The sequence below is a fragment of the Enterococcus sp. XAF26B05_ASV22 genome, assembly GCF_056727285.1.
Genome location: NZ_CM161538.1, coordinates 1413179 through 1438031 on the forward strand (window position 1 = coordinate 1413179; position 24853 = coordinate 1438031).

The 24853-nt window shown below is 34.0% G+C and carries 20 protein-coding genes and 2 pseudogenes; all 22 read right to left on the reverse strand.

Translation table 11 applies throughout. The features are described from left to right. Nucleotides 1-65: 65 nt before the first annotated feature. Nucleotides 66-458, reverse strand: a complete 393-nt coding sequence (locus AC1PU0_RS06985) for a hypothetical protein (RefSeq protein WP_242596644.1) — start codon at nucleotides 456-458, stop codon at nucleotides 66-68. 57 nt (nucleotides 459-515) lie between these two features. Then, nucleotides 516-638 (reverse strand): annotated as a pseudogene (locus tag AC1PU0_RS06990) (hypothetical protein); the annotation flags it as partial. After that, nucleotides 626-2161 carry a DNA topoisomerase gene (locus AC1PU0_RS06995; RefSeq protein WP_277989351.1) on the reverse strand — a complete coding sequence of 512 codons (1536 nt, stop codon included), beginning with the start codon at nucleotides 2159-2161 and terminating at the stop codon, nucleotides 626-628. The gene AC1PU0_RS06995 and the pseudogene AC1PU0_RS06990, both read right to left, overlap by 13 nt. Next, on the reverse strand, nucleotides 2158-2910 hold the full coding sequence (locus AC1PU0_RS07000) for a CD1107 family mobile element protein (protein ID WP_206850383.1): 753 nt from the start codon (nucleotides 2908-2910) through the stop codon (nucleotides 2158-2160). Before AC1PU0_RS07000 ends, AC1PU0_RS06995 begins: the two co-directional genes overlap by 4 nt. Further along, the gene (locus AC1PU0_RS07005) at nucleotides 2907-3143 is read right to left on the reverse strand and encodes a DUF4315 family protein (RefSeq protein WP_206850384.1); all 237 of its coding nucleotides are present in this window, start codon (nucleotides 3141-3143) and stop codon (nucleotides 2907-2909) included. Before AC1PU0_RS07005 ends, AC1PU0_RS07000 begins: the two co-directional genes overlap by 4 nt. 17 nt (nucleotides 3144-3160) lie before the next feature. Beyond that, nucleotides 3161-5581: a CD1108 family mobile element protein gene (locus AC1PU0_RS07010; protein WP_206850385.1), complete on the reverse strand. Its 2421-nt coding sequence runs from the start codon at nucleotides 5579-5581 to the stop codon at nucleotides 3161-3163. 58 nt (nucleotides 5582-5639) lie between these two features. Next, on the reverse strand, nucleotides 5640-6398 hold the full coding sequence (locus tag AC1PU0_RS07015; RefSeq protein ID WP_206850386.1) for a DUF6674 family protein: 759 nt from the start codon (nucleotides 6396-6398) through the stop codon (nucleotides 5640-5642). A gap of 15 nt (nucleotides 6399-6413) precedes the next feature. Further along, nucleotides 6414-7322 carry a hypothetical protein gene (locus AC1PU0_RS07020; RefSeq protein ID WP_206850387.1) on the reverse strand — a complete coding sequence of 303 codons (909 nt, stop codon included), beginning with the start codon at nucleotides 7320-7322 and terminating at the stop codon, nucleotides 6414-6416. A gap of 21 nt (nucleotides 7323-7343) precedes the next feature. Beyond that, nucleotides 7344-9776: a VirB4-like conjugal transfer ATPase, CD1110 family gene (locus tag AC1PU0_RS07025; RefSeq protein WP_206850389.1), complete on the reverse strand. Its 2433-nt coding sequence runs from the start codon at nucleotides 9774-9776 to the stop codon at nucleotides 7344-7346. Continuing rightward, nucleotides 9742-10128 carry a PrgI family protein gene (locus AC1PU0_RS07030; RefSeq protein ID WP_206850392.1) on the reverse strand — a complete coding sequence of 129 codons (387 nt, stop codon included), beginning with the start codon at nucleotides 10126-10128 and terminating at the stop codon, nucleotides 9742-9744. The genes AC1PU0_RS07025 and AC1PU0_RS07030 overlap by 35 nt, the downstream gene beginning before the upstream one ends. A gap of 34 nt (nucleotides 10129-10162) precedes the next feature. Beyond that, a complete protein-coding gene (locus tag AC1PU0_RS07035; RefSeq protein ID WP_206850394.1) occupies nucleotides 10163-10798 on the reverse strand; it encodes an LPD16 domain-containing protein in 636 nt (211 codons plus the stop codon). A 16-nt stretch (nucleotides 10799-10814) separates the two neighbouring features. Continuing rightward, on the reverse strand, nucleotides 10815-11681 hold the full coding sequence (locus AC1PU0_RS07040) for a VirB6/TrbL-like conjugal transfer protein, CD1112 family (RefSeq protein ID WP_206850396.1): 867 nt from the start codon (nucleotides 11679-11681) through the stop codon (nucleotides 10815-10817). 1 nt (nucleotide 11682) lies between these two features. After that, entirely contained in the window at nucleotides 11683-11895 is a 213-nt protein-coding gene (locus tag AC1PU0_RS07045) for a Maff2 family mobile element protein (RefSeq protein WP_206850398.1), read from the reverse strand. A gap of 27 nt (nucleotides 11896-11922) precedes the next feature. Beyond that, a pseudogene (locus AC1PU0_RS07050) lies at nucleotides 11923-13437 on the reverse strand (VirD4-like conjugal transfer protein, CD1115 family); the annotation flags it as partial. Nucleotides 13438-13667: 230 nt separating this feature from the next. Continuing rightward, nucleotides 13668-14159, reverse strand: a complete 492-nt coding sequence (locus AC1PU0_RS07055; RefSeq protein WP_206850400.1) for a PcfB family protein — start codon at nucleotides 14157-14159, stop codon at nucleotides 13668-13670. 42 nt (nucleotides 14160-14201) lie between these two features. After that, nucleotides 14202-14420 carry a DUF5348 domain-containing protein gene (locus tag AC1PU0_RS07060; RefSeq protein ID WP_206850401.1) on the reverse strand — a complete coding sequence of 73 codons (219 nt, stop codon included), beginning with the start codon at nucleotides 14418-14420 and terminating at the stop codon, nucleotides 14202-14204. Nucleotides 14421-14426: 6 nt separating this feature from the next. Further along, on the reverse strand, nucleotides 14427-15281 hold the full coding sequence (locus AC1PU0_RS07065; RefSeq protein ID WP_479998792.1) for a DUF6017 domain-containing protein: 855 nt from the start codon (nucleotides 15279-15281) through the stop codon (nucleotides 14427-14429). A 16-nt stretch (nucleotides 15282-15297) separates the two neighbouring features. Then, the gene (locus AC1PU0_RS07070) at nucleotides 15298-15606 is read right to left on the reverse strand and encodes a transposon-transfer assisting family protein (RefSeq protein ID WP_206850406.1); all 309 of its coding nucleotides are present in this window, start codon (nucleotides 15604-15606) and stop codon (nucleotides 15298-15300) included. Between the two features lie 69 nt (nucleotides 15607-15675). Continuing rightward, nucleotides 15676-17190: a SpaA isopeptide-forming pilin-related protein gene (locus AC1PU0_RS07075; protein WP_340689594.1), complete on the reverse strand. Its 1515-nt coding sequence runs from the start codon at nucleotides 17188-17190 to the stop codon at nucleotides 15676-15678. A 3-nt stretch (nucleotides 17191-17193) separates the two neighbouring features. After that, nucleotides 17194-18294, reverse strand: a complete 1101-nt coding sequence (locus AC1PU0_RS07080; protein ID WP_206850410.1) for a thioester domain-containing protein — start codon at nucleotides 18292-18294, stop codon at nucleotides 17194-17196. 98 nt (nucleotides 18295-18392) lie between these two features. Beyond that, the gene (locus tag AC1PU0_RS07085) at nucleotides 18393-21071 is read right to left on the reverse strand and encodes a SpaA isopeptide-forming pilin-related protein (RefSeq protein ID WP_206850412.1); all 2679 of its coding nucleotides are present in this window, start codon (nucleotides 21069-21071) and stop codon (nucleotides 18393-18395) included. Nucleotides 21072-22001: 930 nt separating this feature from the next. Beyond that, nucleotides 22002-24662 carry a sigma-54-dependent transcriptional regulator gene (locus AC1PU0_RS07090; RefSeq protein ID WP_206850416.1) on the reverse strand — a complete coding sequence of 887 codons (2661 nt, stop codon included), beginning with the start codon at nucleotides 24660-24662 and terminating at the stop codon, nucleotides 22002-22004. Nucleotides 24663-24853 lie beyond the last annotated feature (191 nt).

Sequence of the window (24853 nt, forward strand, 5' to 3'; positions counted from 1 at the left end):
TGTATTCACTCCTTTTTATAGATTAAGAGCACAAAGGAGCGGTTCCTTTGTGCTCAAGCTGATTCTTATTTTTGTTTTGAAAAGTCTAATTGATAATTGACAAACTTGCCTCCAGTGTCAGCCAAGACGATGAAAGCCTCATATTTTTTATCTTTATTATCAGAGTAGAGACCTTTTACATATACTTTTCCATCAGCTAACAATTTTTTTGCAATGGTTCGAGTGAACTTTTTTTTCTTTTTTTCAAAGAAAGTGCTATTTTTCCACATAGTAAACGTGCATGTATTACTTTCACAATAAAATGCTTTATGTGATTCGATGACATTTTTTTTGCATCTTGGGCATTTTCCAATAGGTTCTTTTGTTTCTTTAATACTAGGAAAGAGGCTAAGATAGTCGTCTTTGGGCGATTGATTTTCTTTAACCAACTGCTCAATCATAGTTTCGATATCAGCCATAAAGGAATCGGCAGATAAGTTACCCTGTTCAATCTTAGCTAACTTGTCTTCCCACTCAGCTGTTAAGAAAGGCGACTTCAATACTTCTGGTAAAATCTTAATGAGTATCGACCCTTTGTTAGTAGGGAGTAACTGTTTATTCTTTCGCTCAATTAAGTCTGATTTGACTAATTTTTCAATGACAGCTGCACGAGTTTTGCAGGAGTACCAAGTCCTTTTTTCTCGATGTCTTCACTATCTTCACTGTCATAATCGTTTCCAGCGTTTTCCATTGCAGACAAAAGAGAGTCCTCAGTAAAATATTTAGGAGGACTTGAAAACAGAGTGGCGATGGATGCTTGCGTTTTAAACGATTGGTCGACAGATAAGGGGGGAAGAGGTGCTAGTTCTTTTTTCTTTTTTTGTTGATTGAAAAATTGTGTAGTTGCGTAGGCGTCAATTTCTTTCCAACCGCTAAATTTAATCGTTTTTCCTTTGACTGAAAAAGGATACTCGTAACATTCTAAGAAGACTGTGACTTCTTCAACTGTATGCTTTTGACCAGTTGCAGTTAGTAATCTTTTTATAATTAATAACAAGATGTTTTTCTCAGTCGAAGGAATCGTATCTAAATCATAGTTGAATAATTCAAGAGTAGGGAGTAATCCATGGTGATCTGATACTTTTTTGTTATTTACAATTAAACTGATTGTTGGTTGGTGACTTATAACAGATGAAAATGAGAACCGTTCAATGATTTTATCAGCAAGCGTTTGAACCGTAGGCACCATATCATCAGTAACAAACTTGCTATCTGTTCGAGGGTAGGTAATTACTTTTTTTTCGTACAAACTTTGGGCATAATCTAATGTTTGTTGCGCAGTATAATCAAAGAATCGATTAGCTTCTCTTTGTAAACTTGTTAAATCATATAGCTTAGGTGGGCTAATATTTTTTTCTTTTGCTTCGATTTTGCGCACAATCATCTGTTGATTGTGACACGCTTTTTGGATGGTTTGAGCTTCCAATTCACTGGTGATTTTTTGACTAATTGCTGTAAATTGATCAGTTTTTAAATGGACAGCAAAATATTTTTCTTTTTGAAACTGTTGAATGCTATCTACTCTTTCAACCACCATTGAAAGAGTAGGGGATTGGACACGACCAACATTAAGTGTTTGTCCGTACAAGACAGAAAATAGTCTAGTCGCATTCATCCCAACTAACCAATCAGCCTTACTTCTGCATAGTGCAGAAGTAAAGAGGGCGTCATAGTCTTGACTAGGAGTTAATTGGTTGAAAGCATCAAGAATAGACTGATCTTCCATACTAGAAACCCATAAACGTTCAAATGGTTTCTGACAATTTGCTTGATGATAAACGAGACGGAAAATTAACTCTCCTTCCCGTCCGGCATCAGTCGCACAAATCAAACTATCAACACGTGTGTCTGTCATCAATTTAGCAAGGATGTTAAATTGATGTTTTGTCTGTTGGATGGTTTCCCATTGCCAAGTAGTAGGGAAGATGGGAAGCTGGTCATAAGACCATTTTGAAAATGTGTCATCATAACTTTTAGGGGGTGCCAGACTAATAAGATGTCCGACACACCAACTGATAAGATAGTCCTCATTTTCTAAATAGCCGTCTTTCCTTTGAGTGATGCCTAAAACTTTTGCAATGGTTTGAGCAACGGAAGGTTTTTCTGTGATAATTAGTTTCATTCATCGTCCTCCAAATCATCTATTTCAAATTCATCATACTCAAAGTTATCTTCCATAGGTTCTTCCTCAAACTCAAAATCATCCAAATCATCTGCATACTGTAATTCTTTTTTAGGTTTGATAATTCTAAAATAGTAAACCGCACCACCGAATAAACCTACAACAATTACCACGATTAGCATTAGAGTTGAGTCACTTGTTTGTTTTTCTTCTTTTTTATTTTTGGGTGTATCAGGTTTGCTGATGTCCAACGCTGATGGTGTGCTTTCTTTCGGCGTAATAGGTGTCTGGAGGTCATTCTTTGTTGAGCTATCGGTCTTGAGTGTTGCTTCATTTTCATTCGTGAAGTTTTGCAAATCTTGTTCAGTCACAGCTGTTAACAGATAAACATTGTCTGCGGCTTTTTCATTGTCCACAACAATATAAAAGATTTTTTCATCTTTCGTTTTAACTGTAAAAAACTCTTTTCCTTTTTTTTCGGTAGTGGAAGTAGGAGTAGGCGAGTTAACAGAACTTTCTACAACACTGCCACCACCCTCATTTACAACGTCAGGATTTTCGGGAACTACTGGTACAGGTGCCACAGGCGTTTCAGTGGCGTCGTTTTCAGCAGGAGCGGTGTTTTCTGTCACGTCTTCTTGATAAGTGGAAAGATTGTCTTGTGCAAAAACGTTGCTCGTGTTCATGTTCATTAGTCCAAATCCCATTAGTAGACCATTTAATAAGCAAATTATGATTCTTTTTTTCATTGTGTTATCTCACTTTCTTTTCCTTTATTTTGGTGTTCGAGGTCTAATTTTCCTTTTAAAAATTGTGCTAGCTCATCTTGATCTAAGTGATATGAGCGGACAAGTTTGATGATAGTTAAATTTTCTTCTTCAATTTTTTGTCGTTCAAGATTTCGTAATTTTGATTGTAATTTCTGGATTTTCTCTTTTGTTTTTCCAATTTCTTTATCAATAGTTGAGACTTTCATAGCCATTTCTTCCTCCTATTTGTTTATTTTAGTCTGCCAAAGCCATAAAAATGACTTGACCAATACGGGTCATTAATCGTGGCATATTGGACAGGGTCTCCACAGTGGAGCATTTGACCGTTGCCAACATAGATGCCGATATGAGTGACTGGCTCCCCCGCATCATAAGTGCCTTCAAAAAATATCAAGTCTCCTGGTTTCGCTTCATTGGGACTTACTGGCGCACATTGATTGTAAATCCCTTGTGCGGTGGTTCTTGGTAAGTTGTAAGTGCCAGAATGCGTATAAACCCAACAAATAAATCCTGAGCAATCAAAACTTGTTTCTGGACTAGAACCGCCAAAAACGTAAGGAAAACCAAGGTATTGTTCAGCGTAATTAATTAGATTTTTGAAAACAGGGTCATTCATAGCTTCGCCATGATTACCTAAATTATTGGTAGGATTTTTTCGATCATCAATTGTCAAATAAAAGTAGGGGTTCATATACTCATTTTGATAGAAAAATTCTAGATGTAAGTGAGCACCAGTGCTATTTCCTGTGCTACCAACAAACGCGATGGTATCCCCAGTTGTTACTTCTTGACCGTTGCTTACATTTAAAGCTTCGCAATGAGCATAAATACTTTTATATTTTTTTTCACTGTTTTCTATGACAACGTAATTGCCAAAACCATTTGGATCATAACCAGTTGTGACTTTGCCAGTGTGGATAGCTTTAATTGGTGTGTTTAATGGTGCTGCTATATCTAAACCTCGATGCAATTCGATACCTGCACTTGTTGGATTCATACGATAGCCATACATGCTTGATATGCTTGTTGTCCAGTTAAAATCAAAAGGACTTCCAAAAAATTGACGATTTCCTTTAGTTTCTTCATAAATCTTATACAATTCTTTTTGATCATCCGTTAGTCTTTTTTGTGCGAGGGCATCCATCGAACGTGATTGTACGCTGGTGTTTAAAACCTCCACAGTGATTTCAGTTGTCACTTCGATTTCTTTACCTTTGCCATTAGTGTCAGCTAGATAAGCTTCAAGTTTTCTGTGCCCCCACTGTAGAGCTGTTTGATGGTCATCAAAGTAAATGTCAAAATCTACCCCAAATTGAGAAAAAGCACCAGTATCTTCAACTGTATATTCAATACCATTCATAATCACTTTAGTTCCCATGGGAACAGTGGGCGTGAAGGCGTCAACCGCTAGTGTGTGATTAGCTTTTGGCATCACACCACTGGCGGTTGGCCCACCAGACCATATGCCTGTACAGATAGGACAACTGCAATAAGCTGATGTTGTCACTTGACCGAGACTTTGCCCAACCTTAACTTTTTTCTTTTCCGTTTTAGTCTCTGTTTTTTTATCGTGTTTAATGTTATATTGCGCATTAAATAATTGTTCAATTTCTTCTTTGACATCATCAAATTTAAACATTGGATATTTAGCAGAAAGGTAACTGATTAGAGTAAATGGGCTGTGTTGAATAGGTGGAATGTTATACCTGTATTCATCAAATCCTTCGTAATCATGTTCTACATTTTGTAATTTTTCTTGAAGCTCAGCTTCTAGTTGCGTGTAATACAACTCAGCATCATGAATGTCTTTATCATCTGATAAGTAAGTTGAACTTGCTAGGACAGCACTGCTTTGTGTTAACATCATGCTTACGGTAGACACCAATGAACTGAATAAAACAAATACCATTAAGCCAATCGCTATAGCGATAAAAGCTTTCTTTTTTACAGAGATTAACTCTTGAAGCTTGCGGGCAATTTTGGTTGTTAATCGAGCTGTTTTAAGTGTTTTTTCTGTTGTAGATTTTGCTGATCTATAAGCACTCGCATATTTCTTTTGCATTGCTTTTTTTTGACTTTGCTTGTTTAGGGGGTTAGCTGTTTTCCAAACAGGACTTTCTTTTAACACACGTTCATAACGACTGGTTTGTTGCAACTTTGCTTGCCTTTTCTTTGTTTTTTGATATTTTTTTGCTTTCTTGTTGTGAAAGTTTTTTTGTATCAAGTGTGCACCAGTTAAAGAATTTTTTTGAATATGTTGAATTGACTCAACCGCAACGTTTTCATCTTTTTCGTCTTTTCTTTGAATCGTAGACGAGGAGAGAACACGATTCCCTATTTTTAGTGCATCCCTTTTTAGTGAATGGGGTGCTTTTGTTCGTTGTTTTAATTTTCTTTTTTGTTTTGCTCTTGAAGTGTTTTGAACATTTTTAGAACGAATACTTGTATCAGAAGTAGGGGGCTTCGTTTTCTGTTGTTGCTGTAAGACTGTTTTCTTTTTGTACATCAACTTCGTATCTTTACCATTTTCCACTTCTTTTTCTTCTTTGGAAAATTGCAATCGATTTTTATTGATGAAGTTTGAATGAGTTGATTTAGTTTTGTTTTTAACCTCTTTTCCGGATTTTTTGACTGACTGGTCTTTTTTCACTGGTTCACCTCCATCATTAGCAAAAAAGAACATTCAGATAGAATGTTCTTTTTATAGCTTATCTAGTTGATTCAATTTTTTTATCTGTTGATAATGAGTCTTTTTTTGCTTGCTTTTGTGTGGATTTTAATTGTCCAAGTAGGGATGGTTTCTTAGGAAAGGTAGCTACTTTTTGTTCAAAGTTATCAAGTTTTTTTATGCTCTTGTTTGTTAACTCTTTAATGCTAGATAATAGGTTGATATTTGTTTGAAAAGGTTTTTTCATCAATGAGCTAAATGAATGAGTTGAAGTGGAAGGGGTCACTTCTTTTTCTCGGATTGTTCCAGCAATGTTTTTAGCGTGTTTTTTTAGCTCGTCAAACTCTTGACTAATACGATCAATTTTATCAATCGATTTTGTGGCAGAAGTGATGGACAGTGTGACTGTTGCTTGAAAACTTTGAAAAGCTCTTTTTATTTGTATAAAATCTAGTGTTTTCAATAAACCTTTCATCCCAAATTGTTTGAAAGCGAGCGTTCCTTTTGTCACATTGCTTTTGATAACTGATTTCAAGCGTTTTAAACGAGAATGAGCTAATGTGAGCCTTGATTCTAAACGGTGTATCATCGTGTTGCTTGAATCGATTTGTAGATTTAATTCATTTAATTGAGTCTTAACGTTTTGCAGTTCAGTGGATACGAGATTAAGCTTTTTTTCCATAGAATCTACAAACGTGAAAATTTCTAGCAAATCTTTTACGTTTAATTCAATTTTTGAATCATCAATTACATGTAAAAAATCTTTTATTTTAGTATCTTCTTGTAAAGGTTGTTCCATATGTCACCTCCATGATTACCTTTCAAGGTCTTTCTTTATAGTCGCCTTTTTTTTGGGGGGTGTCTTTGGTATTTTTTTTGTAAGATTGATAGACTTCTTTTTTTGTTTCTTTTCGACTCTAGGTGTTGCATCTATATCAATATCTGCAGGAATAGCTTTTGTTGAGTCTGTATAAAATGATTTAAAGAAAAGTTGTTTTTCGGTTACCTTTGCATCAGACAAGATTTTTTTTATTGTTGGGAAATCAAATTTAACAGGATCATCGAACTGGTGGGTATATTTTTCCAAACCACCATACATTTCTTCTAATGCTTGACGATACATGAATCTACCAAAACCTTTAATATCTAAAAATGGATTTAGTTTTGCATGGGAAAGCTCAACTGAGCCTTCCAGTGCTCGTTTTGCAGCTAGAGGATGAAAAAAGGCAAATTGACTAGCTTCTTCATGTGTTTTGAAAAGAGCATCCTCGGAAACATTCCACAGCTCATCATCTAGAAAATATGCGTCTATTTCTTTACCTCTCAAAGTTTTCAATTGATTGAAAACTTGTTCTTTTCCCCATTCAAGGAAGCTTTGTTGCATCCAAGGGTAATCTTGAGCGGTTGCTAAAGAGTTATTAAGGCGAGAAATTTTTGTTGTTGCTTGTTCCTTAGAGTAAAGCGGTACTTTGGGAATTTCAATTTGATTAAATTGCATGGCTATTAACGTTGGCTGTAGCTCTTCTATTAGCCATTGTTGATTGGGAACATGATCTAAAAAATTTCCAATCGTCGAACAAATTAATTCGTCATCGATAGTCACAACTGCATATTTATGTTCTGGGTTAGCACGGACGATATAAGCAGCTATTTGTTCAGTTGTTCCGTCTATAAAATGTTGAAATCTTCTATCTTTAAAAATAGCTAATGGTTCTTTTTCCATATTACTTCCTTTCATAAACTTTTACGAAGCGACTTCTTCTGGTTTGGTTGTCATAATAGAGTAAAGGAGTGTATCTTTAGGGAACTTATCAATAAATGGAATAATTACATTGCCATAAAATAGAAGTCCTTCTCCTTCGTTACTATTGGTTATATAAGACAGTTGATGAGGGGAGATATTTAATTGTTTTGCAAGAATCTGTCTATCTCCAGAGGCTTGATTTAGCATATAAATAAAATCACTATTTTCAAAGATATTCTCAATTTCACGACTGGCAAGTAAGTCTTTAATATTTTGAGTTAGACCAGTAGGAATACCGCCCCATTTTCTAAACCTTTTCCAAATTTCAACTGAATAGGCAGCAGTCTGTTCTTCTTTCAAAAGTAAATGAAACTCGTCAATGTAATAACGAGTTGATTTATTTTGGTTACGATTGATTGTTACTCGATTCCATACTTGATCTTGAATGACAAGCATTCCAATTTTTTTCAGCTGTTTCCCTAACTCTTTAATATCAAAACAGACAAGGCGATTGCTAATATCAACATTGGTTCGATGATTAAAGACATTTAGGCTTCCAGTCACATAAATTTCTAAAGAAGTTGCAATACGTTTTGCTTCATGTTCTTTTTGAGCTAATAAGATATGGTATAAATCTTCCAAAATCGGCATGTTTTCTGGTATAGGATTAGCAAGGTAATCTTGATAGACCAAGCGAACAGAACGGTCGATAATCGTTTTTTCTACTGGCTCTAAGCCATTTTTTCCTCCGACAATCAGTTCGCAAAGTGAGAGAATAAAGTCTGATTTTAGGGAAAGGGGATTGTCATCATCACTGTAATTTAAGTTGATATCCAAAGGGTTAACGTATTGATTACTAGTAGGAGAGATTTGAATGACTTGTCCCCCAAGTTGCTTAACTAAAGGAGAATACTCTGATTCTGGATCACAAATGATGATATCATCTTCAGTAATTAAGAAACTATTTGTAATTTCTCTTTTAGCTGCGAATGATTTTCCACTTCCGGGTGTCCCAACTATTAGTCCGTTGGGGTTTTTTAATTTTTTTCTATCAACCATAATCATATTCGAAGAGAGGGCATTTAAACCGTAATATAAGCTTTCCCCTTCCATAAACAATTCTTGTGTCGTAAATGGGACAAAAATAGCGGTACTTGAAGTTGTCAATCCACGTTGAATTTCAATGAGATTTTTACCAATAGGAATAGAACTCATTAAGGCATCTTCTTGTTGGAAATCTAATGGTTTTAAAGCGCAGTTATACTTTTGTGCAATGCCCTGTGCTTGGAATGAGATATTGTCTAGTTTCTGTTTTGTAGGAGCAGTTTGCATCACTAAAACAGTTACTAAAAACATTCGTTCATTTCTTGATTGTAAATCTTCTAAGAGGCTTTTTGCTTCGTTGCCATAAGTGTTCAAGTCAGAAGGGATGATATCCATATCATAACCAGAGCGAACCGCTTTTTTCTGTTCTTCAATCTTCATTTTATCTAGGTCGGTAATTTTTCTCTTAATCGTTTTTATTGCCTGTGCTTGGTCGATAGACTGAATATGAATGTTTACGTTTTGGCTATTCTCCATATCAAGAAACTCTGCAAGCATTCGATCAGTTAACTCTGGCGCTAAAATTTGTAAGAATGAGGTAGAGCCAAAACTTTTACTAATTTTAAACGAATCACTTTCGCTAAATTCAAATGAAGTTGGGGCAATAAAATCTTTTGATGTAAGTCCAGTCTGATGAACGAGATCCCAATTGAATAAGAATTTATCTTTGCTTTCTGGATGCAAAACATCATGAAAGAGTTGTAATCGCTCGTAACCGTTTAGCGGTTGAGCAAGGACACCCATTGTTTTAAAGTTATTTAAAACATCATTTTCAATTCTTTCTAAGCGAGAACGGGCATTTTTTAAATGGTTAGCTTCAATACCGACAGTAATATATTTAGTTTTTACCAACCCATTATTTCCTTTTGATAACTGATTTTTCAGCATTTCTGAGTACTCTTTTCGAATATCATTAAAGCCATCGTTTTGATTAGAAATCAAAATAGAACGCTCAAATTCTTCCATGTTGATGTATTTATTAACGAATGATAGTTGAATCTGGATAGAGCTGTCAAAGTAATTTAAAAAATCGCAGTAACTACCAAAAATGGCGTTTTTATCTTCAACTTGTGCCAATTGATAATTAATATCATAAAATTTAATTGTTTTTGTGTAATAATTTTTTGAAACACGACAAATTCCATCCTTAAAAAGTCGCTCATAGGGAATAGAGTCTTGAACACTTCGTGGATATTTTGATTGTTGTTGTGCTTTTTTTATCGCATTTGCGACACGTCTACGTTCACTCAAAGTGAGCTTTTTTGTAGGAGTAATCACTAATTTTTCTTTTTTCTTATTTTTTCTTTTTAACTTTTTTACTTTGGACAATCGCTAAAACCTCCTTATTCAGTTTGCTTTGTTTTTCTACGGCGTTATAAAAGTTAGTGGTTCGATATTTTCTTTTTTTCGGCAATAAAAAGCGTTGGCGAATGTAATGACGAGCGATTTTCTCAAAGGTTAAGCCATTTTTTTCATACAAGGCTACAAAAAATAGCGGTAGCATGATGAATACCATCAAGACAGCCGCTATATCTGTGCCAATATGATCTTTTGTAAACAGGTAGGTGGGAACTCCGATTGTTCCTGCAATTGAAAAACAAATTAATTGTCGTTTAGTTAAGTTTAAAGCTACTTTTGTTTTGACTTTTGTCAAATCCTTTGGGACAGGTACAAAGGGCATAAATTATCTCTCCTTATCGTTTATTGAGGTTGTGTTATCTATCAGTAAGATCGTGCGTTTTACTTATTAGTTCTTTTTTAGAAATTGTTATGGATTGTATTTCTTGTGTTAAAGAATGAATAATCGATTGTTTCGTAGGTGGTTGTTCTATTGGTTCTAAACAAATACCTTCTGCTCTATCTACCTGTTCAAGTAGCATACTTGAATCTATTTGAGTTGCTAGTTGCCAAGGTAGACGATTGTCTTCTAAAAGATACTTAATGGCTGTTTCCATAGGAACATTTTCATCAGCTTCATATATACCACCATCTATTGATTTAAAATCTGCATCATAAAAAGTATAATCAAAACCGTCTTCGCAATCCTGTATGAACAGGTAGCGATTTGAGATTGATAAAGCAACTTCTACTGAATAAAATGTCGTCAAAATGTTATTGCCAGCATCATATTCAAAATTCATTAATTGGAAATTGTCTCTAGCAAGTGGCTTCGTTTTAACACCTTGTTCTTTTAAATAATCAGTAAGAACTTTGCCTTGTGACTGTCTATTATTTTTGTTGTAGTCGGTTAATAAATCTAAGATTTCTTTTTCTGACGGATGAACAATTTCAAAGGTTTGCGAGTTCTCATTGTTATTATTCTTAATTTTCAATTTGAGTGTATGTTCCATTTAGTTCTCCTTTCATTTAGTGAGCGCCAAATACTGACTTAGAAAGACTACCAGTTTTGAACAGTGAGAAGCAGAGTAGAACAGTGTAAGCAACGACAGAAAAAATAGCAGCATGAATGTTATCTGCTAGCGTCATTGATTTAACTAATACGGCATATATGCCAACACAAACCATGATAAAGAATCCTTGAAAACCTAATGCGAGTAGACCTTTTACATAGTTATTTCCGATATTCCATTCTTTTGCTGTTATAGTAGAAAATGGGATAGGGGAGATAGAGCAATAAAGATAAATTTCTACCATTCGCCCATACAGGATAACTGTGATTAAAATTGATATGATATTCATACACTGTGAAATGAGTAAGGTTTCTATAGAAAGACCTGCTAATTCAGCAAGGCTCATTTCTTTCATACTATCTTTCAATTGATTGAGTGTGTCGATGACATCTATATTTGTGCTCGTACTCAAGAAATCTGAACTCTTATTCACGAGGTGTTGAGCAACATCAAAAATAGCCATTGTAATGTCGAAGCAATGGCTTACTAGATAGACCGCAACAAACATTTTAAAGAAGTATTTAAAAAAAATGAATGTGTCAATGTCGTGCATATTATTTTTTTCTGTGATTAGGGTAATTAATTCATGGCAAAGTACAAAAGTGATAATCATACCTGCAATGGGGACGACGACTGTTTCAGAGAGGCTTCGAATCATACTAAAGATATCTTTATTCCATGCTTGTGGTGTTTTTGAAACTTCACTGGCTATCGTTCCAATTTTTTCATTCACATCATTGAACATATTTGATAGGTTTGCTTCCACCATGCTGATAAGAAAATCTTTTAATATTTCTTCAATCTTATCGAAAAGACCAAACATATTAAAACAACCCCGATAACATAGGAATTAGTTTAACGCCAATTAATACGATGCCACCACCAGCCATTAATTGTTTGATTCCTTGAGATTTTGCCCCTGGGTTATCATTTCCATACCCTTCAAGCAGATTGATAATTCCCCAAACTGATAAGCCCGCACCAATGGCAATAACGAGCACTTTTAGAATATTTATTGCTTCATTAAAAAACTGCATGTATTTTAACCTCTTTCGTTTTTAATATTAGACTTCATACAGATCCACAAGGCTGTCCGGATGAATCTTTATTTTTTTCTTCAAGTTTTTTTCAATATCATAGATATTCTTTTCGTCAAAATCTGATAGATATTTGTAACGCTTGTGTTTGGTAATATCAAATTTATCTGAGAAGAATGGACGAGCGCCACGAAGTTGTAGAATGCATTTTCCACCATCCATTACAGCGATCTCATCTTGTGTCATAAGTTCTTTTCCTAGTTTTTGATAATTGGTACCATAACTTTTTTCTCTACTCCTAGTGATAGAATTGTTGTAAAGTTCAATGGTTTCTTTTCCAAGTAATTCAGACATTTCTTTAAGGGTTGATTTTTCTTTACCACCAAGAAAAAGAGTCGTATCACAATTTCCAACGATGGTATCGGCATGGTCTTTGTAAATAGCTTTTAATTGACTTTGCGATTGCAAAATAATAGAAGCCGAAATTTCTCGACTTCTGATGGTGGCTATTAATTTCTCGAATTTAGGAATCTGTCCAATATTTGCAAATTCATCCAGTAAACAACGGACGTGGACAGGTAAACGACCACCATAGACATCATCAGCCTTATCACAAAGTAGGTTGAATAGTTGCGTATACATGATAGATACAACAAAGTTAAAGGTATCGTCAGTGTCTGAAATGATAACGAATAAAGCCGATTTACGATCACCGAGAGTATCAAGTTCTAATTCATCATAGGACATTAAATCTCTTAATTCTGCGATATCAAAAGGCGCTAATCTAGCACCACAAGAAATCAAAATAGATTTCGCTGTTTTACCTGCTGCAAGTTTATATTTCTTATACTGTCTTAAAGCAAAGTGATTAGGATCACGTTCCTCCAGTTGGTCAAATAAGAGATCAACTGGATTTTTGAAATCTTCATCATCTTCACGTGCTTCACTAGCATCAATCATTTCTAATAATGTGATGAAATTCATTTCTTCTTCTGGCGCCTCATACCAGATATAGGCAATTAAAGCTGTATAATAAAGTTTTTCTGCCTTTACCCAAAAGTCTTCGGAAGATTTTTCGCCTTCGCCTTTTGTGTTGGCGATAATGGTACTGACGAGTTTTAAAATATCTTTCTCAGAACGGATATAAGCAAACGGGTTATAGTGCATTGATTTTTTAAAGTTGATGGTATTTAACACTTTAATATTATATTTAGCTTGTTCTAACAACTTTCCACACTCTAGCAGTACAGTTCCTTTTGGGTCAGTAACTACATAAGAAGAATGTAGTTGCATGAGGTTAGGTTTAACAAAAAATCGTGTTTTACCACTACCAGAACCGCCAACTACTAAGATGTTTTTATTTCGTGCATACTTTGGTTGTTTGGGGCGACCTGACATCATGAGTTGCTCAGTTTGAGTAAGCAATACATTATCGTCAAAATTCCGATCTACATAAGGTTTAATATCTTTTGGTGTGCCCCAACGAGCGCTACCATATTCCACACCTTTTCTAAATTTTTTAGCATTTTTTCCTTTTTGGTAAATGAATAGCCAAATAGCTATTGTGCAAACAAGACCAAAAAATAAATCAGTGCTATAAAAACTAGGTGCGGGATTTTTCAACATCCAGTGTAAATTAAGCAAAGTGATGATACATTTATCAATCACATCATTAGCATTAGCGTATCTAAATAATTCTGCTAGTTTGGTGGCATAATAAAACAAGACAAGATAGGGAAGATAGGTCACAATTAATTTTTTGATTGTAGAAGTCATCGTGAAACTTCCCTTTTTTTGTTTTTGTCTTTATCGTTAGTTGCCACATTTTTAAGTTGAGCTTTAAGTGCAGCAAGCTGTTTTTTGATGGAAGGTTTATCTTTAAATTTCACCTGTTTGTTAGCATAATCTTTAAATGCTTGATTAATGACATCAACATCACGACTCTTAAAAAATACAAGATATTTAGGGGGGGACTGTGTTGAGTCTTTTTTTAAAGAAAAGTCCACACCGTATTTTCGCGCAACTCTTTCAAAGCTTTTAATATTTTTTTCCGTAATTTCAATATTTGATAGCCCTGCATTTTGAGCCATTAACTTTTTCATAGGTTGTTTGCCACGATAAATTTTGGGACGACTTGATCGGTTCATTTTTTTTCGCTGTACTTGATCTAAATATTTTTTGATTGCTATTTGTAAGATATGGGCAGTCATCTTTGTTGTTTTTACAGACAGTGCAATTGTTTTATGAGTCGTTTCTTCTTGCATAGCATTCTCCTTTCTATAAGTTATGACAGTCAGATAGAAGTTTTAAAGAGTTATTTTGACACGTAAGCCAATAAGGTTGTCCGTTCTAATCCCAGATAAATACCAATTGACATCAAAACCAACCGTTGTTTCAATCCAGCGATTTTCAATCAATAGTTCTAAAGAGTCTCCGACTTGTAAACTCCCATGATAGGTAGTTAAATCGAATCTAATATCTAACCGTTTTGTGTCGTTAATAATTAGTGTTCCGGTCTTTTGCATCGTTTATTATCTCCATTCTTCATTAGATTTATTCAAGTCATAATTTATTTTAGAATCGTAGTAATGATCAATTGTTGAGGGCGCATTATACAACGCAGTTAATAAATAACTTTTGATATTTTTAACTTGTGTTGCACTTTTATCGAGACATTCATAAACATACTCAATATGCATGTTATTTATTTTAAGCAAGCGGTTCTTAACTAGCGCAGAGGGGATGTTTTCGCCGTTTACTCGGATGCTTTTTTTAGATGAACATAATGTTTCTAAGATTAGATCAACAACGCCATCTAATCGTGTTGTGTCAATTTGAGTTTTTAGAATGTCATAAGCGATATTTTCTTTTATGAGTTGTCTATAAACATCCATCCCATCCATCTTAGATTCAAGGATAGATTGATTGATATTCGTAATTAATAAATCAGTAGTTGATTTATTAGTCTTTAATTCATTAGTAATTGATTGTGTGTGTTTATCCTCCATAGGTTTATCCTGTGTAGGATTGGCCAACGTTGGATTATCCAATGTTTGATTTTCAAATGTAGGGGATGAGTGTGAGTGTTGCTGAACTGGACATTCTAAAATCGTGTACTCTGTTTCTGTCAGTTGCCCTTTACTGTTTCTGATTCGTTTCCTAAATAAATAGCCATGTTTTTCTAATTCTTGTATGGTTGCTCGAATACTACTCAATCCATCCTTACAGATACAAGCCAATCCAGTCATTGTATAATCCCAATTATCAGGAAGACTTAACATAAGAGAATGTAATCCTTTTGCTTTTAATGAAAGTTCAGTATTTCGTAGATGATGGTTTGATATTACAGTGAAGTCTTTTGTACGTTCTACTCTAAAAACAGCCATGAAAACACCCCTAATATTATCTTGTCTTATATTGATTTTTACTTCTTTGGTACGGTTTTTCTGCTTTGTCTTTTTCTACCGCTTTGAGTCGTTGACTGATTGAAGCATCTCTTTTTTCAAGAAATGTTTTTCGATTTTTTTTGATAAAACTTGCACATTCTTTTGCTTCCATTTTTTCTAGTTTTTCAATTGTGTTCAGTACTAAATCTTTTGTTTCAGCGTGTTTCAGCGCGGGGAGTAGGGTAGTTAATGCTTTTAAAGTTTCTACTTTGTCTGTTCTGGCAAACTGGAAGATGATTTTTAATTCCTCTTCATTGAATGTCATGTTCTCAACTCCTAACTAGTTTTCAAATAAAAACAGACACTTTTATTTTTAAAGTGTCTGTTACGAGGTTCATTTTTTATTTTGTTTTTTTGTTCGATATATTTTGGATAAAACAAATGTGGAACCAATTAGCCCAAGTCCGATAAGTGTATAAATAATTCTGGGCTTATCGCCAGTTTCGGGTAATTGTTTTGGAGATGGCTTAGCAGTTGGACTATCTTTCTTTTGATTTGTCATCATACATTTCACTATTTTTCCGTCCTCCTTTATTTCAAATTTAATAGGTGTCTCATCTAATAGATAATTTGCAGGGGCGCTAAATTCTTTGAAGTAGTAGGTACCATAAGGTAAGTTTTTAAAAGTAAAAACACCATCTTCATTAGTAGTTCCTTCAGCCACGATTTTTTTATCTTTATCTAAAATTTGGATACCTGTATTTGGAAGTAATTCCCCACTAGATACATCTTTTTTAGTTAACTCACTTGTTCCTTTTTTTAGGTAGTTTTTCACTTCAAATAAAAGGAATGGAGCAGTAGCTTCTGGTTCTGTAACAACTGATTCATCTTTTTCGGTAGCTTCATTTTCTTTTTCTATCACAGAATCAATAGTTTGTTCGCCTAGTAATTTATCCTGTTCATCGTAGGCAGCAATCCTGTCTTTTGAAGACTCGATCCGAATGACTTCTTTGGGTAAAACATAGTTTTCAGCTGATGCTTTTTTCTCTTTTAAATGGAATGTTCCGACAGGGATATTTTCAAAATGAGCAATTGAGTCTTTACCGAGTTCAACTGTTTGGATGATTTTATTTTCTTCATCTTCTAAAGTAAAGACAGCACCTTGAGCGTTTGCTGTAAATTCAAAAAGATACCCATCTTTTTCTTTTAAAATAGGTACCTCATTTATTTTTTTAAAATTAAATTGATTAAAGTATAGTTTGTTAAGAAGCGGTGTTTCTTCTTGATTATCATCCTCTTTACTATCATCGGTCTTTTTATTATAAATTTGGATGTCTTTGACTACTTCATTATCAGAAGCCAAAAACTCAAATTCATAATGCTCAGTGTCTAAGATATGATTGTCGCCTGCATCTAGTTCTTTAAAGTAATAAGCACCTTCTGGATATTGTAAGTTTTCAAAGGTTAGGTTTCCTTCAACCGCAGTGCCAAAATTAACTAAAGAGTCTTTTTCTAAAATTTTGTCTGCAAATGTCATTTCTTCATTCGTGAATAAACCAAAGACTTTGTCATTTGACTTGATATTTTCAATAATAGGGATATTATTTTCCCAGTTTTGGATTTTTTCTTCGTCCTTATGCAGAGTCAATTTAAGCATTTGAAATTCATTTTTTGCTTCCGGAAGAGAAGTAGAAACTAACTCAATAAACTGCCCCTCATATTTCAGTTCAAACGGAATTGGAGTGGTGTCTACAATAAAACCATTTGGAGCTGTCTTTTCCACTGCTTGATATTTACCCAAAAAAAGTGGATTAGTTGTAAATGAACCTTCTTCATTGGTTGTTAAAGAAGTGACAATATCGCCTTTTTTAGCACGTAGTGTGCCGTCAGCAGTTGCTATATCTTCGATAGCTTAGATCTCGTAAGAGACATTTTGAAGTGATTTATAGTCAAAGTTAAATTCATGCAACAAACCATGTTCAGTTTCTTTTTCTTCAAAATCAATCGGGACTTTTCCAACTTTTTTTAAGGTAGCAATCCCTTGTTGAGGCATGTTTTCTAATACTAGATCAATCGTTTGTTTGGATTTAATAACAATTTTTTTAGATATTTGATGGTTAAAATAGCCATCAAGAGCTTCTAATTCTGTAACGGTTATTTCTGTACCAGCTTTGATGTCGTTTAATTCGATAAATCCTTGTTTATTGGTAAGAGCTTCTATTTTTTTACCATGATAAGCTAATTCAATTTTGACATTTTGAAGAGGTAATCCAGTTGTTTGGTCAATTTTTCGGATACGGGCATTTCCATTCGGATTTACTTTAATTGGCAGATTGAATAGTCCCGCATTTTTTAATTTGAGAACAGAGGTACTTTGTCTAGGCTCTTTCTCATAAACAAAGCTTGTACCAACATATTTTTGATTGGCAATACTATATTGTAGATTTCCACTTTCTTTGGAATCTTTTGTAGCAGTTAGCTTCAATTTATTTCCTTTTTTTTCGATTTTTAAATTTGCACTATTTTCAGTTAAATGTGCGTATCTTTCTAAAGCGTTATTTGTATCAGTTAATTCAATGGAATCCCCAATATTTAGCTCGATAGTCTGATTGATGAAACTTGGTTTGATAGAGTGCTTGTTTACTTTATCTAAGATTATTTGTCTTTGATTTTGGAAATCTGGAATTTCTGTAGAAACTAATTGACTACCTAGCGTTTCCCAAATAAGTGACTGTGTAATTCCATAATTGACTGGACTTGGGTTTTGATGATAACCATAGTAAGCAATCAATGAGAGTCTGTCCTTTTCAGGAATTGTCAGTTCTGATTTAGTGAAACCAGCTTCTTCTTGAATAAGCATTTTACTGTGTTGAATGCAAAAGGCAGGTTGATCATCAGCGTAGATGATAAAAATGCCATTTTCAGTCTGTGCTGGAAGAGAATAGACTGATTTATGGTCTGTTGCTTTAGTGTATCTAACTGTAGAGGCTGATGCAAAAGTCTGTGATGTCATAAAAAAAGCACTAATGATTGTTAGTGTAGAGAACAACCAAAATAGCACTTTAAAGTTATTTTTTGTTTTATTCTGCTCTAGCATGTTAAAGTCCTTTCTTAATGTTCGTTCTGTTTTTTATTCTTTTTTTTGTAAATAAAGTAACATACTACTGAAATGGTTAAGAGACAACCAAATAGTAAAGGCGTTCGATTAAGTGTCTCGCCTGTATCTGGGAGCTTCTCAGTAGGCTTCTTTCTATTTGTCATTTCACATTTGACGACTTCGCCATCTTTGGTTATTTGAAATTCAATAGGAGTTTCATCTAATTCATAATTAGGAAGTGCATCAAATTCTTTGAAGTAATAACTACCTTTCGGAAGATTTTCAAAAGTGAAAACACCATTATCATCTGTTCGTCCTTCAGTTACAATCTTTTTATTTTTATCGAGAATTTGGACACCTGTGTTTGGAAGCAGTTCCCCAGTGGATACATCTTTTTTTGTTAATTCACTTGTTCCCTTGATTAGATGGTTTTTGATTTCAAATAAAAGGAGTGGGGTGGTAACTTCAGATTCTGAAATGACTGAATCATCTTTTTCAGTAGCTTCAATGTCATCTTCTGTCACAGAATCAATTGTCTGTTCGCCTAATAGTTTATCCTGTTCATCGTAGGCAGAAATTCCATTTTTTGAAGATTCAATTCGAATGACTTCTTTAGATAAAACATAGTTTTCGGCGGATGTTTTTTGCTCTTTTAAATAGAACGTTCCAACAGGAATATTTTCAAAATGTGCAATAGAGTCTTGGTCAATTTCAAGTGTTTGGATGACATCGTTGTTTTCATCTTCTAAACTAAAAACAGCACCTTGGGCATTACCTGTAAAATCGAAAGTATACCCATTTTTGCTAATTAGGGTTGCTTCTTCGTTTACTTTCTTAAAGCTAAATTGATTAAAGTGTAATTGATTTAGCAAAGGATTATGTGTATCGGTGTTGTCAGTGATTTCCGATATTTTATTTTTTTCATCTGTAATAGTGATTTCTTTTACACTTTCATTGTCAGAAGGCTTAAATTCGAACTCATAGTGTTCAGTATCTAAGATATGATTGTCGCCTGCATCTAGCTCTTTAAAATAATAAGCACCTTCGGGATATTGTAAATTTTCAAAGGTTAAAGTGCCATCGACAACAGTACCGTAGTTGATTAATGAATCTTTTTCTAAAATTTTATCAGTAAATGACAATTCTTCATTTGTGAATAAACCAAAGATTTTTCCATTTGCTTTAACCTTTTCGATGATAGGAAGATTGTCTTTCCAGTTTTGGATTATTTCTTCATCTTTAAGCAGATTAAGTGTTAGTGTTTGAAACTCATTTTTTTGTTCTGGAAGGGAAGTAGAGACCAATTCAATAAATTGGCCTTCATAATTTAACTCAAACGGAATAGGGGTAGAATCTACGACGAATCCGTTCGATGCTGATTGTTCTACAGCTTGATATTTACCAAGGAAAAGTGGATCGGTTATAAATAATCCTTCCTCATCAGTTGTCAAAGAAGCTACAGTATCTCCATTCTTAGCACGCAGTGTACCATCAGCAGTCTTAATATCTTCTGTTGCTTGAATATCATAAGACACGTCTTGTAACGGCTCATACTCAAATTTGAATTCATAGAGTAATCCAAATTCAGTTTCTTTTTCATCAAAAGAAATTGGCGTTTTTCCTGTTTTTTTGAGAGATGCAATTCCTTGTTGGGGCATATTTTCAAAGATCAAATCGACAGTTTGATTTGGCTGAATCGTAATTTTTTTTGTATCTTGATAATTGAAATATCCGTCCAAGGCTTGTAGTTCTGTGACAGTTAGTTCTGTTCCAGCTTTGATGTCGTTTAATTCGATATAGCCTTGGTCATCCGTCAGAGCTTCTTTCTTTGTATCATTATATTCAAGTAGCATTTTTACATTTGCCAGTGGCAATCCAGTTGTTTTGTCAATTTTTCGAATTCGGGCATTACCGTTTAAATTTACTTTCACATTAACTTTAAAAAGACCGGCATTTGGCAGTTTAAAGCTAACTACTCGTTGTTCACCAGCTTTATGATAAACAAAGCTAGTACCAACATCTTTTGAATCGGCAATACTATATTGTAGGTTTCCTGATTCTTTTGAACTAGTAGTTGCAGTTAGTTTTAACTGTTTGCCATTTTTATCAATTTGTAAATTTGCACTATTACTCTGTAAATGACTATACTTTTCAAGAACATTATTTGTATCAGTTAAAGTAATAGAATCACCCGCATTTAGTTCAATTGATGTGTCGCTGAAAGAGGGTTTGGTGTGATGTTGATTAACTTGATCTAGAATTTGGCCTTTCCTTGCATTATAGTTTGGTAGGTTTGTTGTTAGGAGAGTGTCTCCTAGTTCTTCCCAAATTATATTTTGAGTGATGCCGTAATTTTCAGCATTAGGATTTTTATAATAACCATAGTAGGCGATTAGGGATAATTTTTCTGAATTATATTCAGTTGGTTCAAATCCTGTACCAACATTCAAACTCACACCATGTTCAATACAAAAAGAAACGACACCGTCAGCTTTTTTCATGTTTACACTTTGATCAGTCCAATGTATGCCATTTGTTCTAGTTAAATGCCAGGTAGAAACCCAATTGCCGACTGTGTCATTTGTTACATGAGCTGCTAATGCAAAAAATGGTGAAATAAAAAAACTGGTCATCATTGTAAGTAATGCAATAATGTTGACTAGTTTCTTTGAATACTTTCTTTTTTCTTTCATTATAAAACCTCCAATTTTATATATCAACTACACTGAAATACACCTAATGAAAAAAGGGGGACTTCTACTTTTTAAGTTGATAGTTTATTTCTCCTTTTTGATTATTTTTTCAATAAAATGAAAAAAGACTTCCTATTATATAGCAGAATTAATTGACCAAAAATAACCAAAATTTATAGTAGAGTTAAACTACTTTAATTTTGGTTAAAAGAATTAATTTTATATCAAGGACTAAAATGAATTGTTCTTTTTTTTATTTTGATAGTTTAAATGTCCGTCAAATTTCTTCTTTTTTTCCAGAAAACGTGCTTTAGGCACTTTTTTCAAGAATTCAGTAATAGAGCTAATTGTAGTATTTTAATCTTTCTAAAGGTTGATTTGACAGTGTTTGAGACCGTATTAGACGAGTTCAAATGATGAGAAAAGAGGTTAGATGATTTTGTAGGTAAAAAACTCAAAATCCAGTGCCCGCGAGGGCGTGCCGGTTCGACCCCGGCCGCCGGTATACTAGTAGCACCAACGTTTTCATTAACGTTGGTGCTCTTCTTTTGGCTCTTTGTCAATAGTGACTGATGAGTTGTGCAAAATCAAATCTGGGTCAGAATGAATCTCATTCTGGCTCAGATTTTTTTGGCTCTTTGTCAACTAATGTTGGTGAAGAAATCCAAAGAATTAAATCACTAATGAAGCCTAGAGGGGAATTCCGGCTCTTTCTCGACTAATGTTGGTGAAGAAAATCCAAAGAAAAAGATACCGGTGATTTTTCAACAATATCAGAAAGTACAAAGTCTCAACTTTTTATAAAAGAACTGTATAGAACAATAAGTTAAAGGATCAAAGCAATCATACATAATATAGATTGTTTTGATCCATATTTTGACACATACGAAAAAGAAAATTTTTATTTTACTAGTGCATTTTGAAAAAAAATCAAATTAAAGATTCGCACATAAAAAAAGCAGTAATATAAAAGACTTCATCTATAGGTATTGTGATAGCATAGTAGGTTTCCAAAAGTTTACTATTTTTTTTAACACTGGCTATTTCAGCTGCAAATTTATCTTGAAACGCTGTAGTTTTTGGGAAGCTACTGACTCTTTTTCCTCGTTTTAAACGGTCTATCATGCAAACGACATGGCAAGCTAAACCAACTTTTATTTCATAGGAAATAGTTGGATTGATTTCTGTCGCGATTGTTTCCACCCATTCTCGAATTGAGGTTATTAGTTGCTTATCGTCGTTATACTCTAACATATCAGTAATATTCGTTCGCATCCCTTCAAAAGCAATTTCGTAATCAATAAGAGCTTGAATTTGATTTGTCTTTGTTTCATCTAACGCATCTGTAATTGTGAAATGGGGTGAAGTGTAAAATGACTGAAAAGTACCAATAGTGCATATGATTTTTCCAGAATAGCTTAGGTTTGTGAGTGTTTGTTCTAATAATTTTTCATCAGTTATTTGCAACGATACAATTTCACAAACATTACCTCTTAAATTTAAACGGTTGCTGAGCATTTTCTTGATCAATTGGGCAGAGCCTTCACCTGTTGTGCATAAAGTAAGAATATATAATTTTATTGATTTTTGTTCTTCCATATTTTTCTTATATGTTGATAAGCCTCTAATATTCTTGGTAGATTCAAATACTTCATTTAAACCATGGCCAAGAGCAGCTTTTCTACTGGCTTCTAAAACGTGAAGTGTGCTGACTAGCTCAATACAGCGAATTTGAATATTTAAATTCTTTTCTAATTCATCACTAAAATTGATCAAAGAGCCCATATCTACTAGTAATAGAACATCTTTTAAGTTTTTTTTCGTAGAAAGATAGTTTTGAATATTAGTCAAGGTAGCGATTGGTTTTTCATCAAGGTTCATATCAAATCCTACGGCTATTTGTTCACCAAGAAGTTTATTTACAACGTTTGCCATACTTGTAGCAGTTGATTCACCGTGGGCAACAACAATAACTTCAACTTTCGCCTTTTTTTTTGTTTTGTTGCCATTAGATGTAAAAAAGAGTGCAAGAAAACCAGCTTCATCTTCTGGAAGTCTAACATTAAAATCAGTTTCTATAATAGAAAGACAATGTTGAGCTGCCTCAAAGTGACGAGGATGTTCTTGTTTTATCTCAAAAATTCGCGGGTTGGTGATTGTTTGTCCTCTCTTTATACGTTGAATTGTATTGTATAAATGAAGGGCAAGCCCATAACGGACATTATCCGATAGAAAGATATTCAACAGTCGGGATGCTTTTTCACATACTTTATTAGCAGTTGCAATGATTTCCGAACCGACAATCTGTTCCAAATTATCTAAATCAACGGCAGTATTATTATTATATGAACGATAATAATTGGTAATTGTCGTATCAATGATTTCAGTGGTTTGAGAAATAGTAAGACCAATTCGTTCCATGTCGCTCATTTTTTGTTCGATGATTTGATAAATATCATGTCTTTTCGTTTCTTTAGGTAAAAAGAGTGTGGTTTCTTCCTCATTGAAAAGAAAGAAGCGAGTATTCATATTTGGTAGTAGGAGCCAAATTTTTTTTCGATCTTCAGTGTTATAGAGTCCTTCACGGATATAATGAGGGAGCTCATAACTACTGATTTTAATTGTTTCTTCCTGGTGAGCAATAAAATGGGAATAGGCTTTTGCACACAATAGTTGAATATCTGCTTTTAACTGACCGACATTATTAGGACAATGGTATCCTAATAATGCTCTAATTGTATTAGTCGAAACTTCTATCGGTGTCTTTAATTTCTTAGTCTCGGTTTGGAAAAAAGTTGAAATCAAACTTAATCGTTCTTCTAAACCACGGTCAATCAAATTAGGAATTTCAATTCGCATCGGAATTCTCCGAATAAACGTTTGCAATAAAGAGGAAGATGTATCTTCTGTGGTTGCACAAACAAGTAAAACTTGAGCGTGGCGTTCACTAGTTGTTTCACCGAGCCTACGATAAATGCCTCGATCAATAAACGTAAATAGCATTTCTTGACCTTCTGGAGGCAGACGATGGATTTCATCTAGAAATAGGATACCACCATTTGCTTTTTCTAATAAACCAACACGATTCTCATCTGCGCCTGTGTAAGCGCCTCTAAGCACTCCAAAAATAGATCCTACTAATAATTGCGGATTATTCGCGTAGTCCGCACAATTAAAGGTGACAAAATTGGAATCCGCTTTCAATTTATTTTTTGTTAACGCATAACTATAAATTAATTCAGCAAACATACTTTTGCCGACTCCTGTTTCCCCAGTTAATAAGATATGCATTCCATTTGGCGGATATAAAATAGCTGCTTTGGCTTGTTCAGCACAATGAAAAAGGCTAGGACTTTTATGGATGAAATCATCTAAGATATTTTCTTCATTTTTTATTTTTGGTGTAGTTGAAAAAAAGTAAACTGGTTTAGTACCAATTTTCTTTGCGTGTCCTAATTTGACTAATTGGTTCAGATCACTGCTGACATTTGCTCGCGAAATATTTAACTGTGCGGCCATTTCACTTGCAGTAACGGGTTCTTTTTCTGAGTATCGAGTTAGTAACTCTGCTATTTTTTCAATTCTTTTCATTTTTCCACGACCTTTGATGGATAGTGTGTTTTGTGTTCTATTCACTAAGTATAATGTTACGAGATAAAATAGTCAAAGTTGTGTTTTTTATTTATGACAATGTGTTTTGTAGATGAATAGAAATGTGTTTTATTTTTATAGATTGCGAAACACTTATAGAACGATTATTAGTCGATCAGCATTTCAATTGT